We start from the raw sequence: 16669 nt of genomic DNA, 5'->3' as shown, positions 1-16669 counted from the left end.
CAGAAAGGGGATATGAAGATGAGAAAAGTATTTTCATTCTTGCTGACCATTTCATTGTTAGGTGCTTTGCTTGCGGGTTGTTCGGGAGGCAGCGGCGAAACCAAAGACGGAAATACAAAAGAAGGCGATACGCCTAGTAATGCCTCTACCGCTAAGCCAAGCAACGGGGAAAGCGACAAACCGATTAAGCTAGAAATTATCGAGAGCGGCAATAACCTGCCTACGCCGGACAAGGATATCATTAAGAAGGAGTTGGATAAGGCGCTGAACATCGACCTGAATCTGACGGTCTATCCTTCGAATGATGATTACGTAAACCAATTGAATGTTCGCATGTCCTCCGGTAATTTCCCTGACCTGTTCATGGTGAGCCGGCAGCAGCTCATTCAATTTTCCAAACAAGGACTATTGCTAGATATAACCCCATACATGGATAAATTACAGCAGACGGTCGACTACATCGGTGAAGATAGCGTCAAGAAAGGCATGGTAGACGGGAAAGTTTACGGCATCTCCAAATCCCCGCAAATCCCTTATAACACGTTGTGGATTCGCAAGGATTGGCTGGATAAGCTGAAGCTGCAGGTTCCGACAACGATTGAACAATTGAAGGACGTAGCGGAGGCCTTCACCACTCAGGATCCCGATGGCAACGGCAAACCGGACACGTTTGGTTTGACGGGAGGTAAGCTGGGCGCATTTGCACCGGTATTCGGAGCGTTCGGTGTCGGTATGCCAGGAAATTTCTATGAGAAAGACGGGGCAGTTGTTAATTCTCTGTACGACCCGGCAATGAAAGACGCACTGACGCTCATTCAGCAAATGATCGCTTCGGGCTCGGTTGATCCCGAATTGTTAGCCAACAGCGGGCTTCAGCATCAGGAGAAGGCCATTAAGGGGCAAGCCGGCATGGTCTATATCGATTGGCCGAATATGACGAAGGAGCAATTCGTCGAGCAAATCAAGACCGTTAATCCGAATGCGGAGTGGCTGCAAATGGCCGCGCCAAGCGGACCAGGGGGACAATTTGACGGCTCATGGGATATTGGCGCAGCACCGGGGAGATTTGCTATTCCGAAGGCACTGGAGAAGGATCCGGAGAAGCTGCAGCGCGTCTTTGATCTGCTGAACTATATCTCGAACCCGGAAGGCGGCTCGATGCTCGTTCAATTCGGGGTGAAGGACACTCATTTCACCATTGATAATGGAAAGCCAAAGATGACGGATAAGGCAGGCGACGTCGGTTATTCATGGTTATACCAATTCACAGGAAGGCCTGAAATGGAATATTTGCAAGCAAAGTTCACCATGCAGTCTGATGCAATCAAATTTGCTAACGATCAGCCTCGCATTAAAGCGCTCAACGGATTTGCCGATAATCCCGAAGGCTTTAATTCGGCTGACGCCGATCGGTATATAGAGGAAGAGATCGCGAAATTTATTTATAACAAACGCCCAATAAGCGAATACGATGCGTTTATTAAGACGCTTGAGACATCCATGAATTATAAAGCGTTCCTGGATAGCGCATACGAGCAGTTGAAGGCGCTAGGGTACGGAGACTAACGCATTGAAGGCTGCAAATGGAGTGTGAAAGAAAAGCGGCTAATTATATGTATGCAAGCAGGAGGAGAGGCCTTATGGAAACGACTTCGCTGAATATTCTTGAATTGAAGAACCAATTTGACGAGCAAGGGTACTTGATTATACCCGATGTTTTATCAGAGGATAAGGTAACCCGTTTGAATGCAGCGATCGATGAAGTTCTCGCTGAGGAGCAAGAAACGCTTTCTCATAATATTTATAATAGCGTTTCTCGGCATGCTGAGATCGCTTCGTTGATCGACCATGCCACCATCCTACCGTTAATCGTTAATTTGCTTGGCCATAATATTCAGCTGCATATCTCCCATCTGACGGTGAGGAAGCCTAATCCAAACGATGTGAAAACAGCTACGCACAGCTTCATCGATTGGCATCAAGACGGCCCTCATCCGCAGTTTCCGGTCATAGCAGGCTTAACGGCTACCTATTATATTAAGGTCTGTTATATTTTAAGCGATATGTCGCAGCCAAACAGAGGCAATACAAAGGTGATTCCGGGCAGCCATAAGCAGCCATACAATCCGAACCATAAGGATGTAAGCCAGCAATTGGATGGGGAGATACAGGTATGCGGAAAGCCGGGGGATGTGTTTATTTTTGCGCAAAATCTGTGGCATGCCGGCTCAACAAATCATTCCGAGTTCACAAGAAGACAGCTGTTTCTCGGCTACAGCCCGATCTGGATGCGTCCAATCGATTACCATCAGGCAGACGAGGGTCTCTTGAAGGACGCTGATCCGATCCGCCGTCAACTGCTGGGACAAATTAGCGACAATAAGTTTAAGTATTATGTCCCTGAAGACTCGATGGTGCCGCTCAAATCAATGCTCATCAGCCATTCTTAATGTTTGAATCGGGCTCAAATTAAAGCTGAGTAATCGTTTCGCTTGTGCGGTGACATTCCCGCAGCGCAATAAGGATCAGTTAAAAACGAGTAATTGTCGTTTTTAACTGATCCTTTACTTTCCAGGCAGATGTAATTAGATCGCTTTCGCCAGCAGCTCCGCATAAAATCCCGCTCCATGACGCTTTAAGTGGATACCGTCCTTAGAGAAAAAGTCCTTTTTCCCCTTGCTTGCCGATACCAATCCGATAGATAGTGCCGAAGATATGCATACTTTTGCGGATAGAATGAGAAGTAAATAAATGTCCCCTCCGTTATGATGAAAACAACGCAAGAGTACATCAATTGGAGGGAATAATAATGGCATGCGCGACACTAGCTGAGCAAGAGGTTCAATTCTATAAGCAAAATGGATATGCTCTCCATAAGAAACAGCTATTCAGTCAAGAGAAAATGGCAGAGCTGTCCGGCATATTCGAAGAGCAATGGGAGCTGGTTGGCAGAAAGCTGAACAGCGAGCTGGACACTCCGCATTTCCGTGACGAGCGGCTGCTGAAGTTTCTGTTAAGCGATGAAGTGCTCGATTTGGTTGAGCCGCTAATCGGGCCAAATATTGGATTGTGGTCGAGTCATTTCATATGCAAGGAGCCGCTGGTCGGCAAGCAAACGCCATGGCATGAGGATTCCGCTTATTGGAACGGCCGTCTTAGCAGTTTTGACAAAATCGTAACCGTGTGGCTGGCAATCGACCGCAGCACGAAGGAAAACGGCTGCATGCGCGTTATTCCCGGTACACATACTGACGGATTTTCCGAATATGAAGAGGTTGATGGAAGCCAAAACATTTTTAGTACCGAAATTAAAAAAGTAGATCATGAAAAAGCCGTTTATTTCGAATTAGAGCCGGGCGAGTGTTCGGTGCACGATTCCCGCATCATTCATGGGGCAGCTGCCAATACGAGCGAGTTTCGCCGATGCGGCTATACGATGCGTTATTTCTCGACAGATGCCAAGGTATATGAGGAGAAAAACCAAAATCATAAAATTTGGCTTGCAAGAGGCAAGGATCTGGCAGGCAATCCGTTTATAAAAGTATAATGATTGAAGCAGAAGGAGCTGTACTTCATGGAATTGAAGCCAATAAAGGCGTTATGGGGAATGGCTGGCACTTACGATGAACAGTTAGCACGCGCGGCGGAGGCTGGATATGCCGGCGTTGAAGCGCCGCTGCCGCCTTTGTCCGAGGAGCAGTCCTTTAAAGAAGCGCTCGAGCGGCACAAGCTGGCTTTCATCGCTCAGGTGTGTACGGAAGGCGACCATCTTTCCAGCTTCGAGAAGCAGGTGGAGCGCGCCGCAGCCTTTAAACCGTTGTTTATCGTAGCGCAAAGCGCGAGAGACAGCATGACAGAAACAGAGCAGGATCACTTCTATGAGGGAGCTCTTGCCGTAGAGCGGAAAATCGGGATTGCGGTTGGGCACGAAACGCATCGAAGCCGCGCGTTGTTTACGCCTTGGACAACGGCAAGATTGCTGAAGCAATTTCCTGATTTGTCGATTACGGCAGATTTTAGCCACTGGGTAAACGTATGCGAATCGCATCTGGATAATCACGAGAATGAGCTTGCACTTGCGATGAAGAGGACCATTCACATTCATGGCCGGGTTGGGTTCCCACAAGGACCGCAGGTTCCGCATCCTGCTGCTCCGGAATATAAAGCGGAGCTTGCGCTGTTCACAAAATGGTGGCAGCAAATATTCATTAACCAAGCGCTGAAAGGGAAAGCGGATGCTACCTTCACGGCTGAATTTGGACCTCCTGGCTATATGCCGACAGAGCCGTTCACCAATAAGCCGGTCGCTGATTTATGGGAAGTCAATCAATGGATGACTGACTATATTTCCGCTAAATTTGCGGAGTGGTTCAACGTTTGGCCTTAATAAGCATGAAGGGGGAACAGGGATGGATAACCATAAAACACCAGAGAGACTGCTTAGCAAAAACTTTTTATCTTTATCGTCCCCCTTCCGTATTTTTAAGCATGTGATCGATCACAAAATTGATACGCATTGGCATGAGTTTTTCGAGATGGGCTTTATCGTATCAGGCAGAGGTACTCATATTCTTAACGGCGAGTCATCTCTTTTGGAAAGAGGGATGGTTTTTCTGCTTACTACCGCCGATTTCCATGAAATTATACCGGATGAAGGCGAAACGATACGTCTGTACGATTTTATATTTGAGGATTCATTTATTCGTCCTGCTTTAACCGAAATGCTTTTTGAAGAGGCATCTCATTACGCTTATACTTTTGAAAGCGCACAAGCTGGCATGATCGAAGCTGAGTTTGATCGCATTTGGGACGAATCGCTGCTCTGGCAGCTAGGCAGCGACATGATTGTTCAAGGCAGCTTTGAGCGGATACTGATTGAACTATTCAGACTAACGAGTCAAAAAAATACGGGAGCGGAAAACGTTACTGTTCGCGCCGTCCATCATTCCATAAGGAAATCAGTTATCTACATTCAGCATCATTTCCGTGAGCCGATTACTCTCCATAAAGTGGCAGAGCATGTCGGACTCTCGGCAAATTATTTCAGCGAATGCTTCCGGAAGCAAACCGGAACTTCATTCCAAGAGCATCTTCAAGAGAAAAGGCTGCAGTTCGCCAGAGCTCTGCTATGCAGCACAACGCTGCCAATAACGGAAATCTGCTACGCCTCTGGCTTTAATACGATGCCGAATTTCGAGAGGTTTTTTAAGCGAATGTTTGGACTAGCGCCGCGCGATTATCGGAAAAGCAATAAATGAAAACCTTCCATTCACTTTTCAAAGTCAGCGAGAAATCACCAACTAAATATAATGTCGACATTCAACGTAAGGGCTTGGAAGAGGTTCGTTTTCGTTCTTTTGCTTTTTGTATTTGTTTTAACCAAAAATCTGGTGGTTCGTAGACAATGAGTGAGTAATCAAGTTCATGTCCAAGGGGAGTTGCTAATTGAATAAGCAACAATTTCTCTAAATCCGCAGGATTTAAATTACCTGTTTTAATGGTCAAAACTTGCACTCCATTTCTTTCTGGAGTACCCACGACAATTACTTGGTTTCCTTTTGTATATACATCGGTGACAGTCGTTTGGAAAACAATGATATACAAATCAAGGTCAGTTTTATTTTGAAACATGGGAAAATCAATGCCAACGTTTTGTTTGAAATTTAACTCGACTGATATTCCAATGTCATAAGTGGTAAAAACCCGATGGAGCGCGTAATGTATTCGCATAGGAACATAACTCCATCTGCCTCCCCAATATGTGCTATGCCAATGTTCTTCATATACAGGTCTTTTATAGTTTGAGTCATTCTTTATAACGTTGAAGTGAATTTTTGTTCCCATATCCATGACCTCTGAAATAGGAATAGTATTAATTGGATAGTGTTTTTCGGTTTCTATTTCCCAAGGTAATGTAACAATTTTAGTCGGTTTAGGTGGTTCAAGTTGTTGTAAACGTTTTTCTAGATCTTCTACACGTTTATTTTCATCTTCGGGGTCTTTTGATTGAGAAGTTGATAATCCTTGCGCATAAGAAGTTGAAACTAAGAAAGTCAATAATACTGACATTAATATCCTTGAAAAATAACCATGGCATACTTTTGACATTCTCGTCACCTCATGGTTATTTTGCAGCTTCACAAGCATTTTTATGTAAGAAAACGTTCATCTACAGTAGGCCAATTGGTAGAATAAGCTTAAACGCAATTGAACATTGGAGTGAAATTATGAATAATTCGATTGAAGTTCGTCAAATGACTGGATCAGACGTAGATCTTGTGTATCAGATTTTCACTGAACATGATATTAAAAAACCTAAGGATTACATTTTGAAATGTTGGGAACAGAACGTAGCAGGAGAAAGAATATCTTTACTAGCCTTTTACCAAGGTCAGTTTGCGGGAAGCTTACATCTTCTTGCTATATCTTATTATCCTTACTTTGTTGAGAATGGCATACCGGAAATTAATGATTTTAATGTTATTCCTCCATCTCGAAAGCTAGGAATTGGAAATGAATTAATGGAAGCCATCGAGAAAATTGCGTTTGAGAAATATGGAATAGTGGGAATTGGTGTTGGACTGTATCAAAGCTATGGCAGTGCACAGCGTTTATACGCAAAAAGGGGATATATACCAGATGGCAGGGGGTTGATGTATCAACAACAACCAGTCACACCTGGTGCCATGGTTTGTGTTGATGACGATTTAAATCTGTATTTCACTAAAGTTAAACCATGAAAGTTGAGCTAACGGCAGGTTAGTATAATGCTTTACTGGCTCATGATGGTAAAGTGATTGAGAATTTCTACTCTAACGAGTAACGAAAGTTGAATAATAATGGATGAGCAGGCGCTGCGGTGGCCTGCTCATTTTATTAAACTAACGGGCAATATGGTTTAAAAAGCTGATATGTTATATTTGGTTTATATGATATGAAATGGGGATTGAATTTGGTAGTGTCAGAAGACAATAAGAAAATTGCTCAGGCTGCCCTTAAAGCATTTGAAGGTAAACCTGAGGTCTTTGAGTATTGGGATGATAATAATGAAAGTTCAATAGATATTCTATCCTCTTCAAACGACATGCATAAAAGTCGTTCATTTTCTACCATTGGTCTTTCTGATTTAAAGCATTAGAAGAATTATTTGAAGTAAAACAAACCAGTGTATTGGACTTAGAACGCTGTTCTATAATCTAAATGTTAGTTCAACTATCGGGGAACGATAGTGGGGTGGAGTGCCGCGGCAGCTGCTCCACTTTTTTCATTGAAGAACGGGCAGGAATGTAAATTAAGAACGAATGAAACAAATGCATAGAAAGTACGTCAGATAAAATAGGGGGTGAATCAGTGAAAAAAATAATTTTTAGCGTGATAGCATTTATTGTTATCGTTTCAGGTTTTTTATTTTCACCGTGGGTAACTGAAAGCTTCGCAAAACATAGAGCTATAAATGCTTTAGAGGAACAATGGAAAAACGTACAGGACGGATCTGGTTTCAATTGCAAAAACTGTGGTTTTAAAACCTCAGAAAAAGTTCCGTTCGGTCGGAAAGTGGTTATAGAATATGCTTGTGGATTGTTACCTTCTGATTCGCCTGAATACCACAAGAAGAAAGAGATGTTTATATCATTTTTCGGAATCGTTAATTAATATATGGATCTTTATTAAACTAAACTAACAGGTAACGATAGTTCAATAAAAACACGACGACAGACGGCCAGACGAAATATCGGCATCCTATTTTTATAAAATAAGATGTTATTGAGTTTATCAAGAGAGGAAAAGAAAATATGAAAACTTGGGAAACATGGGAAGATAATATTAAAGTATTTATTAAAGCTATTGAGTTTATTGGAGGCGAGGTGGATGGATACTTAATTAAGCCATCAGTCAGTATTTCAGTAATAAAAAGTGTTGAAGAAGAACTGGGAGTTTCATTGCCAGAATCTTTTATTAAAGTGATTAGTGAATTTATAAGTGGGATGGAGATGGTTTGGTCCCTGCCTGATGATGATGAACGAGAAGTACCAATTCCAGAAGTGTTAAAAGGGATTTCTGCCAGCAATTTTAGTTGGAGTATAGAGAACATAATTAATGTAGAGAAAGGCAGAAAGAGATGGGAACAGGAGGTGTTCTCAGACGAAGAGGATGAATACGATAGGGTTTGGCACAATAAGCTAGGGTTAATGGAAGTAGGTAACGGAGATTATATAGCTTTTGATTTATCAATTTCTAATGATCCACCAGTTGTGTATTTATCACACGATGACGGAGAAGGGCACGGATACATACTAGGACATAATTTTATAGATTTTATTGATAAATGGACAAAGATCGGATGTGTTGGATGCGAGGATTGGCAACTTCTACCTTTCATGGAGGGACCGTCAACTGGAATTCAGCCAGACTTGCCAAACGCACAGCTGTGGCGAAATTGGTTAAATATAAAAATATAATAAACACCGTTAAAGAACTCAACAATATTGGTGTTTGTGATTTTTCTGATTGGCTTCCATTGGACTATAGGCAAAAGAGTCCCTCTGTCACGGGCGGTTATTTTAAATCGAATAATTGACAGGTGGTGTAAAACCTGAATATTTCTTTCAAGAAAAAAAGTATCTACTTGATTATTTTTTCAGTGATTATCTTGGTGTTGGTTTTATCGCTAACTTGTTATTTTCAAGTTGAGAGAGAGAAATCTTTTCAGAGCATAGTTATGGAAATGCATATTGAAAAGAAAGAAAGCCTTATTGAACCTGGTAAATACCTTAAAATGTGGATTATCGGGTCAAATGCCAATGACACAACAATAAATAAAACAAAATATAAAGTAATGATAGATGACTCAAGGCTTTATAACCTAATAGAAGAAGGCAAAGAGTATTTCGTTTCAGTCCAAGGCAGTAAGGAAGCCCAAAAAACAGATTATATTTATACATTCGGTCAGATAAGTGTTGTTGGTGGAACACAATTGGTTGGAAAGGGAAAAATTGAATAAGATATATTCTTGTTATCACATTGCTGTTGGCGGTCCTATTACGCTAACGGGCAGGATAGTTCCAATATGTGGTATTATAAGTGTTGAAGACAAAACTGCAGCCAATTTTGGAGAGAATCTAAATGTTAGGTGATACGCTCATTAACTCTTGCCGCTCTAATCTTTCCACCTCATCATCATGTAAAGCTGCTCGACGCTTTAGGAGTTCATATGTCTCGATCCACTCGTCAGGGTATCTTGTCCATTGAATTCGCTTATTCAGCTCTCCAAGGGCATGTTCTACTCTATTTCTAAATTGTTTCCATACCTTCTTAGCTTTGTAATAGTCACCGTTATTACGAGTAGCATTTACTACGTCATAACAGAGTTTGTCTTTTTTGGAAATCTCCATACTGATTTCATCAACTTTAAAAAGAATTTCTTTTTTGAGTTTGGCGTCATTCTCCATAGTTGCGATCATTTCGGACATAATAGAAATTATATTGTGATTATTTTGAGCTGAGTGATTAATACTTTTAGCGAGTTGGATAGTCATAGATTTTCCCCTCCTAGTAATGGGATAGTTTTATAAAGATCTGTTACCATTCTGGTTTTATATATACTGTTCGTTAGAAGGAACTTTTTTTAGTCACTATGCAAGTGATAGAGAAGTAACTCATTTCTGGATTTCGTTGTATTATTCAATTAACGGGAGACGATAGAGTTTAGTTTTCATGCAAGCATTCTTAGCTATATGGATTGGTTAGCAACCAGTCATGAGGATAATGTTAGTTAAAATTGATGGTTATTTTCACTGTGTTCACATTACAGGTTGCAAGTGTAGTAAACAGGAATTAAGACAAAAGTATGTACAAGCAAAAAGGATGACATCCGATATTAGAGATTTACCTAATGTATTTTGTAGACTCCATAGTTTTGAGCAAATAACTCTTGATAGTGATAACGAGGTTGATTTCGTAATTGATACTGATACGGATAGAATTTACAAACCGAGCTATTAAGCTAACGGGTACGATAGTTGAATAACACATGGATGAGCAGGTGCTGAAGTAGCCTGCTCTTTTTGTAAAATCTAACGGGAGTAATTATCGGCTTACATTCAGTAATAATGAAATACAAGCTATAGGGAGTTTGTTGTCTCGAAAGGAGAGAGGTTGATTTTGGAGAATAATATCATCGAATACTGTTTAAAGAAGAAAGGTGCGACTAAGGATTATCCCTTTGGACACGATCCATTGGTGATCAAAATTGCAGGTAAAATGTTTGCGCTTATTTTTGAGGACAAAGTAGATAATTTTCTCTTAAACTTAAAATGTGACCCGGTGATTGCGGAAAACTTGAGAGATCAACATGAGACCGTTCGACCAGGGTACCACATGAACAAAAAGCACTGGAATACAATTACGATCGATGGTTCCTTCCCAGAGTCGGATGTCTTTGAAATGATTGACCACTCTTACGATTTGGTTGTCAAAAATCTTCCAAAGAGCCTCCAAGAATCTATACCGGAAATGAACTAACTGATCGATGGTATAACATCCTACTGTGACGGCAATTAGATATTGTGCTAACGGGCAGATTTGCACAATAGCAATTGAAAAGAAATCTAGCAAATACTTACATGCTATAATAGATGTAGGTAAATGGTGTAACTTAGCCTCTATTGGTGGTATTCTTTGAGGAAAATGTAATCATATTAAGGAGGTTATACAATGGGAAGAGGTAATCCGGTAATGATAACAGTAGAAACGATCATTCATTCACCCGTCGAAAGCGTGTGGAAATATTGGACGGAACCGAATCATATCATGCAATGGAATAATGCATCAGATGATTGGCACACGCCACACGCCGAGAATGATCTGAAGGTCGGCGGTAAATTCATCTCGAGAATGGAAGCCAAAGACGGCAGCTTTGGATTTGATTTCGGTGGAGTGTACGACGAGGTAAGAATTAACGAGAGCATTTCCTATACCATAGCCGACGGTAGAAAAGTGAAGATCGCATTTATTAGTAAAAACAACGATACGCAAATCATCGAATCGTTCGAAGCGGAAGAGATCAACGCCATCGAGATGCAGCAAGCCGGATGGCAGGCGATTTTAGACAATTTCAAAAAATATGTGGAAACGGTTAAAGAAGAATAAGAAATTTTAGCAGTCTTCATTTATGACACTGTCGGGGGACAATAATTTATACTAAAGTGGCCGCGTAAATCGCGGCTTTTTTTTAACGATATATGTTCTTGTCCAAACTCAAAGACAAGAACATATATCATTTGCTGGCGGTATTATCGGCGTCAGTTCAGTAGGCGTGGTTCGCATCAGCGAGCACCTGCAAGCAATATTAAGTGGGAAGGGTCGCTGAACTAACGGGCAGTTTACGTGAATAAAGGACTTCTTCGAGAACATCTAGAAATAGAGGTAGATTTCTTAATTATTTTGAGTGAAGTGTAGTTTTATGAGTGAATTTACATACGGCAACCGGAAAGAGATCGATTATGTTTAAGATCCACAAATTATTCTGTAGCTTTATTAACTTAACGGGAGACTATAGTTAACATTCCTATCAGGACGAGGATGCCTTCAATAAATGGCAGCCTCGTTGAGCTATTCCAGCTAATAGCTTGTCAATATTTAATTATTAATGGCCGATTCCGGAAGTGGTATACTTAAAAAAGATACGACAAATAACCGTCCCCTTCGGCACAGAAATATATTTCATCTTTTTCTAATTCATATGGGCAGGATTGTATAAGAAAGATTATGAAAAAATTCCGGATTAACAAGACCGGTTTGGGCTGATCAGTATGGAGCAATACTAGAAGTTGAAATATATATCCGGGCTCATGCCCGGGAAAGCACGGCAGGTCAAGGTTCAAGCCTTGGCCTTCCGTTTTGTTTTGCGCTAAAACTTGCAGCAGTTTATAGAATCTATGGATGAAGTTCTGCAAAAAGCATCGGTAATGCCTTAAAAAACTTCCTTTTCGTTTTTGAGCAGATATTTATAATGAGAAGCAGAATGATTCATTTATGCCAAATAGGAATCGTTCAAAGCATGTATTCTATTTCTATCAAACAAGGAGGAATATGATGACTCGCAAAGCTGCATTACATTTCGGAGATTCATGGAGGAGACTGTTGTCGGTCATTGTTGCTGTGAGCATTGCTGCTGCGCTTGTGCCGATTGACACGGCTTCGGCTGCGGATGACGGCGTGGCCGCCAACACAGGTTTTACTGTCGAAATAAATGAAACCGTTACCAATGGGTTTACGCATCCAGGTGTCGGAGTAACCAAAGCAATACTTGAAAACATGAGAGATCAGGTACTAGCGCAAAAGGAGCCTTGGTATTCCTACTATAAGGCCATGACCGTCTCCGGGATGGCGTCAAAGACGGTTACATCGAGCAACCAGAGTGCTGAGGATCCGACGATGCCGGCAATCAATGCTTTTGACAGTCAGGGCTTTAATTCGAGATTTATAGCAGATGGTCTGAAAGCGTATACACAATCGCTTATGTATTATTTAACCGGCGATGAGGTGTACCGGGCGAATGCGATGAGCATTATCCGTATTTGGTCCCGAATGGACCCTGCGAAATACCGGTATTTTACTGATGCTCATATCCATACGGGCATTCCGCTCAACAGGATGGTCACTGCGGCAGAAATTTTAAGGTACTCCAGCTATCAATCGGAAGAGCTGAAATGGACCGACAAGGATACCGCTGATTTTACGAATAATCTGATCAATCCGGTTATCGAAACCTTTCAGCATGATAACAACCAGTTTATGAACCAGCATAACTATCCGCTGCTCGGAGCGATGGCGGGGTATATTTTTACCGATAACCGAGAGAGGTATAATGAGGCTGTAGAATGGGCCACTGTGAATAAGACGGCCAGCAATCAAGGCTTCAATGGCTCCATTAAGCAATTGTTCCGTTTGGTCGACACCAATGCGGAGACAGGGGAGAAATTGGACACGCCGGTCGTCCAGCAAGTGGAAATGGGCCGGGACCAGGCGCATGGAGCCGGAGACTTAACGAATGCGGCAATTCTGTCGCGTATGTTTATTGCTCAGGGAACCAAGGTCGACCCGGTGGAGGGAACCGTATCCACAAAGGATAATGCCGTAGGCTATTATGAATTTCTGGATGACCGAGTTTTAGCGGCTTCCGACTTTTTTTGGAAATACATGCTTGGTTATGACACGCCTTGGGTACCGGTTCCTTTTTCTATTTTCCCGGATGGAACGGTGAAAGGCATCTACCAAAAGTTCTCGGACTCTTATAGAGGAAGGATGAATACGGCTTTATTTTGGGACATGTACTACTATTACACCTACGAGAGAGGGATCAATGTAGCGGAGAAAGCACCGTATTTCTATGAAGCTTTCATCAAGAAAATTCCGTCCAATTATTATTATCAAGGGACGCTCAGGCAAGCATGGGAAAGTCCGGACGGAGGCGGAGACTTCTGGATCTACATTCCGAAGGAAGCGGAGTCGGAAGGCGGGAAGTATGTTCCCAAAGAGCAGACAGGCGATGCGCTGGTCGAAGTAGAAGACAGGTATACGGTATTTGATCAAAATACGGCTACGGTCCAAGAAGGAGATACCTCGTATGTGCAGACAAAAGCAACGGAAGATGGAAGCAAATTTGTCCTTCTTAATTTGTCATATGCCAATCGCACGAATTCCCGGCTTATTGGCATCAAGTTTCGTACGAACGGCACAGCTGTCTTAGAGCTGAGCAAAGAAATCAGTTCGATGCCCTACCATACGCTGACGCTGCAGGATACGAAGGGTCAGTGGAAATACATGACCTATGACATGGGCATTAACAAAGTTACCTACGGTCAGCTTGACGGCGACTACAGCCTCCTTTACGTGAAGGTGAAAGGAGCAGGCACAACAGTTGATATTGAACACCTGAATGTAAAAGCAGGCGAACAACTGACCCCTCCTTCGTTTAAAGACGGAGCATCGAATTTGAATAGTTTTGCATACGTTGGCGCTCCTGTGAATCTGGACTTTTCCGCTGTCGATTCCGGTCAAGAGGATGTCCTCGCATATGAGATTGCGAATATGCCGCAAGGCGCGGAATTTAATGCGGGCAGCGGCGCATTGGCCTGGCAGCCGACGCAAGCCGGTACGTATTCTTTTATCGTCCAGGCTTCCGACGGCACAACGCTTACAACTAAAAATGTCAATATCGTTGTAAGCCAAGACCGGTCTTCTGCCGTACAAGCAGCTACAGCGCTTTATAATCCGAGTACTCTTTATGTGACGGCATCTCTTAATCAGTTTAAAGCCGTGTACGAGGATACGATGAGTCAGCTGGAAGCTGCAACGAATGAAGCTTTTTATCAGCAATTATTAGCCCTTCGAAAAGCGGCCGAGGGTCTTCAATTATTGACTCCTTTATTCGCGGCTGACGGAAGTATGAATTATACGGGCCTCGTGACATCCACCTTTGGAAACGCGATTTCGCTCCTAACGGATGGCAACGATAATACGTTCCCGGCTTATTCGCTGGCGCCGTATCCGAATTTGTATCATATCATCGATTTTGGACCTGATTATAAGCTTTCGGCCGATGCGTTTGCTTTTGAGGGCCGAATGAATTTTGTGGATCGGATGGCAGGCTCGACGGTATTCGGTTCCAATGACAGAGAAAACTGGACGCGGCTGACACCAGGACAAACGGCGTATACCGACGGGATCGCAACGCTTGACATGGACGATGCGTACAAAAATGCCCAATTCCGGTATATTAAAATCCAAATGATTGATCCACAGCCGGATGCTCTCCGCGGTCAAGTTCAGAATATGCTAGAGCTGGCCGAGCTTAAAATCTTTGGCGAGCGTCATGAGACGAATAACAAGCTGGAGTCCGTGTCGCTTAGCTCGGACCAGAGCGTTAATGGCCGGATCGTGCTGGGCAATACGGCAAAATTAACGATTAAAGCAAAAGAACCGATCCAGAACGTAAAGGTCACGATCCAAGGCCGGGATGCAATCGTGAGTACACAGGACAATATCTATTGGACGGCCGCGGCGACGTTGAACGGAGACGTCCAGACGGGCTCGGTCAAATTAGCGATTGACTATAAGGCGAACGACGGAACGGAAGGAGACACGACGTATACTACGACAGATAACACCAAGCTGTATCTCGCTGACGAGTCGGATTTGATCGGCAATGTGACCGGCATCGCCCATTTAATCGATTCTACTTCCGGAAGATCAGCAGCAGAAACATTAAAGCAGGTAAATTATCTATTCGATAACAATCCGCTTTCGAATTCCGATTTCCGGATGAACGGCGGCGGAGCGGGGGGCTTCATTACGTTCGATTTCAAGGAAGGCAATCAAGCCGTATTATCGAGTGTAGAACTGCTTGCGAGACAGGATAATAATTTATACGCCCGGATTAGGGGGACGGAGATTCAGGGATCTAACAATCTTACGAATTGGACAACGATCTCGAAGCCAGCGGCTGTAACGGCGGATTGGCAATCGCTCGCGATCAGCGGTACGGAAGCTTACCGTTATATCCGCATTTATAATCCGAATGCGTGGTTTGGCAATATGGCGGAATTGAGACTGCATGGGAAAGTAAAAGAGGCAGACCTGACACCACCGGTGACATCGGATGACGCTCCGATCGGATCCGTTAACAAGGATGCGTTAGTAAGCTTCGATGCCGTCGATACCAGTTCCGGGGTAGCGGCTACCTATTTCACGGTAAACGGGGGCGCGCAGCAAACCGGCAGCTCGGTTATTTTGACCGAGGAGGGGACGCATACTTTGGTGTATTGGAGCGTGGACTTTGCAGGTAATGCGGAACAGCCGCATACGGTTGCGGTTCATGTGGACAAGACGGCCCCTGCCGATCCCTCCATCGCGGCGAACGTTACAACGCCGACTAACGGCGACGTTACCTTAACGGTCAGCTATCCTGACGATGCTGTGGTCAATGAGTACAAAAAGAGCGCAGAAGGGGTATGGACGCCATACACCACCCCGATCGTTGTTTCCGATAATGAAACCGTGTATGCAAGAGCAACGGATGCTGCAGGAAGTGTATCGAAGGTAACCAGTTATACGATCAGCAATATTGATAAGATCGCGCCAGTGCTATCCGTTCAGCTGGATAAGAATTCAATTTGGCCGGCGAATCATAAAATGGCGACGGTCTATGCCGCGCTGAATGCGAGCGATGCCGGATCGGGCATTGAAGCGGTGGTGTTAACTTCCATTACGTCCAATAAACCCGACAGCGATAAAGGCGACATTCAGGCCGAATTCGGCACAGCAGTCGATTCGTTCAGCTTGCGTGCGGAAAAATCACGCATCTATACCATCACGTATACGGCAACCGACAAAGCGGGCAACCAAACGGCTGTATCTGTTACCGTCACTGTGCCTCATGATCAGTCTGGAAAATAATAAGCAAAGGCAAGAGGAAGGCCCGGTGCCTTCCTCTTCCTGTTATTTTCTCGTTAAAACCGGTCATTGTCGCTTTGACGAGTCATGCCGTTTCGCGGTGCCATCGGTTCCCCTTGTGGGGCCTTGTTAACGAACTAATCATATACGCGTCTAACCGTCCCGCCGTTAATGCTTTCACAACGGGAAAATAAATAAAAGCACCTCAAAGGAG

15 protein-coding genes are annotated in these 16669 nt (G+C 43.4%); 13 read left to right on the top strand and 2 right to left on the bottom strand.

What is annotated here, in order from left to right; all coding sequences use genetic code 11:
- The first annotated feature begins 12 nt into the window (after positions 1 to 12).
- From MRBLPE1_RS18080 to MRBLPE1_RS18060, 5 genes are all read left to right on the top strand, one after another.
- On the top strand, positions 13 to 1566 hold the full coding sequence (locus MRBLPE1_RS18080; RefSeq protein WP_364147945.1) for an extracellular solute-binding protein: 1554 nt from the start codon (positions 13 to 15) through the stop codon (positions 1564 to 1566).
- 74 nt (positions 1567 to 1640) lie between these two features.
- Positions 1641 to 2450, top strand: a complete 810-nt coding sequence (locus MRBLPE1_RS18075) for a phytanoyl-CoA dioxygenase family protein (protein WP_364147942.1) — start codon at positions 1641 to 1643, stop codon at positions 2448 to 2450.
- A 359-nt stretch (positions 2451 to 2809) separates the two neighbouring features.
- Positions 2810 to 3547, top strand: a complete 738-nt coding sequence (locus MRBLPE1_RS18070) for a phytanoyl-CoA dioxygenase family protein (protein ID WP_364147940.1) — start codon at positions 2810 to 2812, stop codon at positions 3545 to 3547.
- Positions 3548 to 3574: 27 nt separating this feature from the next.
- Entirely contained in the window at positions 3575 to 4387 is an 813-nt protein-coding gene (locus MRBLPE1_RS18065; RefSeq protein WP_364147939.1) for a sugar phosphate isomerase/epimerase family protein, read from the top strand.
- A gap of 22 nt (positions 4388 to 4409) precedes the next feature.
- The gene (locus tag MRBLPE1_RS18060; protein WP_364147936.1) at positions 4410 to 5258 is read left to right on the top strand and encodes a helix-turn-helix transcriptional regulator; all 849 of its coding nucleotides are present in this window, start codon (positions 4410 to 4412) and stop codon (positions 5256 to 5258) included.
- Positions 5259 to 5319: 61 nt separating this feature from the next.
- Here the strand turns inward: MRBLPE1_RS18060 and MRBLPE1_RS18055 are convergent, their stop codons facing one another.
- Positions 5320 to 6108, bottom strand: coding sequence for a hypothetical protein (locus tag MRBLPE1_RS18055; protein WP_364147934.1), 789 nt, complete (start codon positions 6106 to 6108; stop codon positions 5320 to 5322).
- Positions 6109 to 6227: 119 nt separating this feature from the next.
- Here MRBLPE1_RS18055 and MRBLPE1_RS18050 point away from each other — a divergent pair, with 119 nt between their 5' ends.
- From MRBLPE1_RS18050 to MRBLPE1_RS18030, 5 genes are all read left to right on the top strand, one after another.
- Positions 6228 to 6740 (top strand): GNAT family N-acetyltransferase, encoded by a 513-nt coding sequence (locus MRBLPE1_RS18050; protein WP_364147932.1) that lies wholly within the window; start codon positions 6228 to 6230, stop codon positions 6738 to 6740.
- A 194-nt stretch (positions 6741 to 6934) separates the two neighbouring features.
- Positions 6935 to 7138, top strand: a complete 204-nt coding sequence (locus tag MRBLPE1_RS18045) for a hypothetical protein (RefSeq protein WP_364147930.1) — start codon at positions 6935 to 6937, stop codon at positions 7136 to 7138.
- 212 nt (positions 7139 to 7350) lie between these two features.
- Positions 7351 to 7653: a hypothetical protein gene (locus MRBLPE1_RS18040; RefSeq protein ID WP_364147928.1), complete on the top strand. Its 303-nt coding sequence runs from the start codon at positions 7351 to 7353 to the stop codon at positions 7651 to 7653.
- Positions 7654 to 7793: 140 nt separating this feature from the next.
- Positions 7794 to 8459 (top strand): SMI1/KNR4 family protein, encoded by a 666-nt coding sequence (locus tag MRBLPE1_RS18035; RefSeq protein ID WP_364147924.1) that lies wholly within the window; start codon positions 7794 to 7796, stop codon positions 8457 to 8459.
- Between the two features lie 260 nt (positions 8460 to 8719).
- Positions 8720 to 9001 (top strand): hypothetical protein, encoded by a 282-nt coding sequence (locus tag MRBLPE1_RS18030; protein WP_364147922.1) that lies wholly within the window; start codon positions 8720 to 8722, stop codon positions 8999 to 9001.
- A gap of 118 nt (positions 9002 to 9119) precedes the next feature.
- On the opposite strand, the gene MRBLPE1_RS18025 is transcribed toward MRBLPE1_RS18030, so the two are convergent.
- A complete protein-coding gene (locus MRBLPE1_RS18025) occupies positions 9120 to 9536 on the bottom strand; it encodes a hypothetical protein (protein WP_364147919.1) in 417 nt (138 codons plus the stop codon).
- Between the two features lie 625 nt (positions 9537 to 10161).
- On the opposite strand from MRBLPE1_RS18025, the gene MRBLPE1_RS18020 reads away from it, so the two are divergent.
- The 3 genes from MRBLPE1_RS18020 to MRBLPE1_RS18010 all read left to right on the top strand — a co-directional run bounded on the left by MRBLPE1_RS18020 (position 10162) and on the right by MRBLPE1_RS18010 (position 16458).
- Positions 10162 to 10521 carry an MmcQ/YjbR family DNA-binding protein gene (locus MRBLPE1_RS18020; protein WP_364147917.1) on the top strand — a complete coding sequence of 120 codons (360 nt, stop codon included), beginning with the start codon at positions 10162 to 10164 and terminating at the stop codon, positions 10519 to 10521.
- A gap of 192 nt (positions 10522 to 10713) precedes the next feature.
- On the top strand, positions 10714 to 11148 hold the full coding sequence (locus tag MRBLPE1_RS18015) for an SRPBCC family protein (RefSeq protein ID WP_364147914.1): 435 nt from the start codon (positions 10714 to 10716) through the stop codon (positions 11146 to 11148).
- A gap of 945 nt (positions 11149 to 12093) precedes the next feature.
- Entirely contained in the window at positions 12094 to 16458 is a 4365-nt protein-coding gene (locus MRBLPE1_RS18010) for an OmpL47-type beta-barrel domain-containing protein (RefSeq protein ID WP_364147911.1), read from the top strand.
- The last annotated feature ends 211 nt before the right edge of the window (positions 16459 to 16669 follow it).

Source organism: Paenibacillus sp. LPE1-1-1.1 (genome assembly GCF_040676435.1).
In the GTDB taxonomy this organism is placed as follows: domain Bacteria; phylum Bacillota; class Bacilli; order Paenibacillales; family Paenibacillaceae; genus Pristimantibacillus.
The sequence above is the reverse complement of the archived record's forward strand: the minus strand, read 5'-3'. Positions and strand labels throughout refer to the sequence as shown.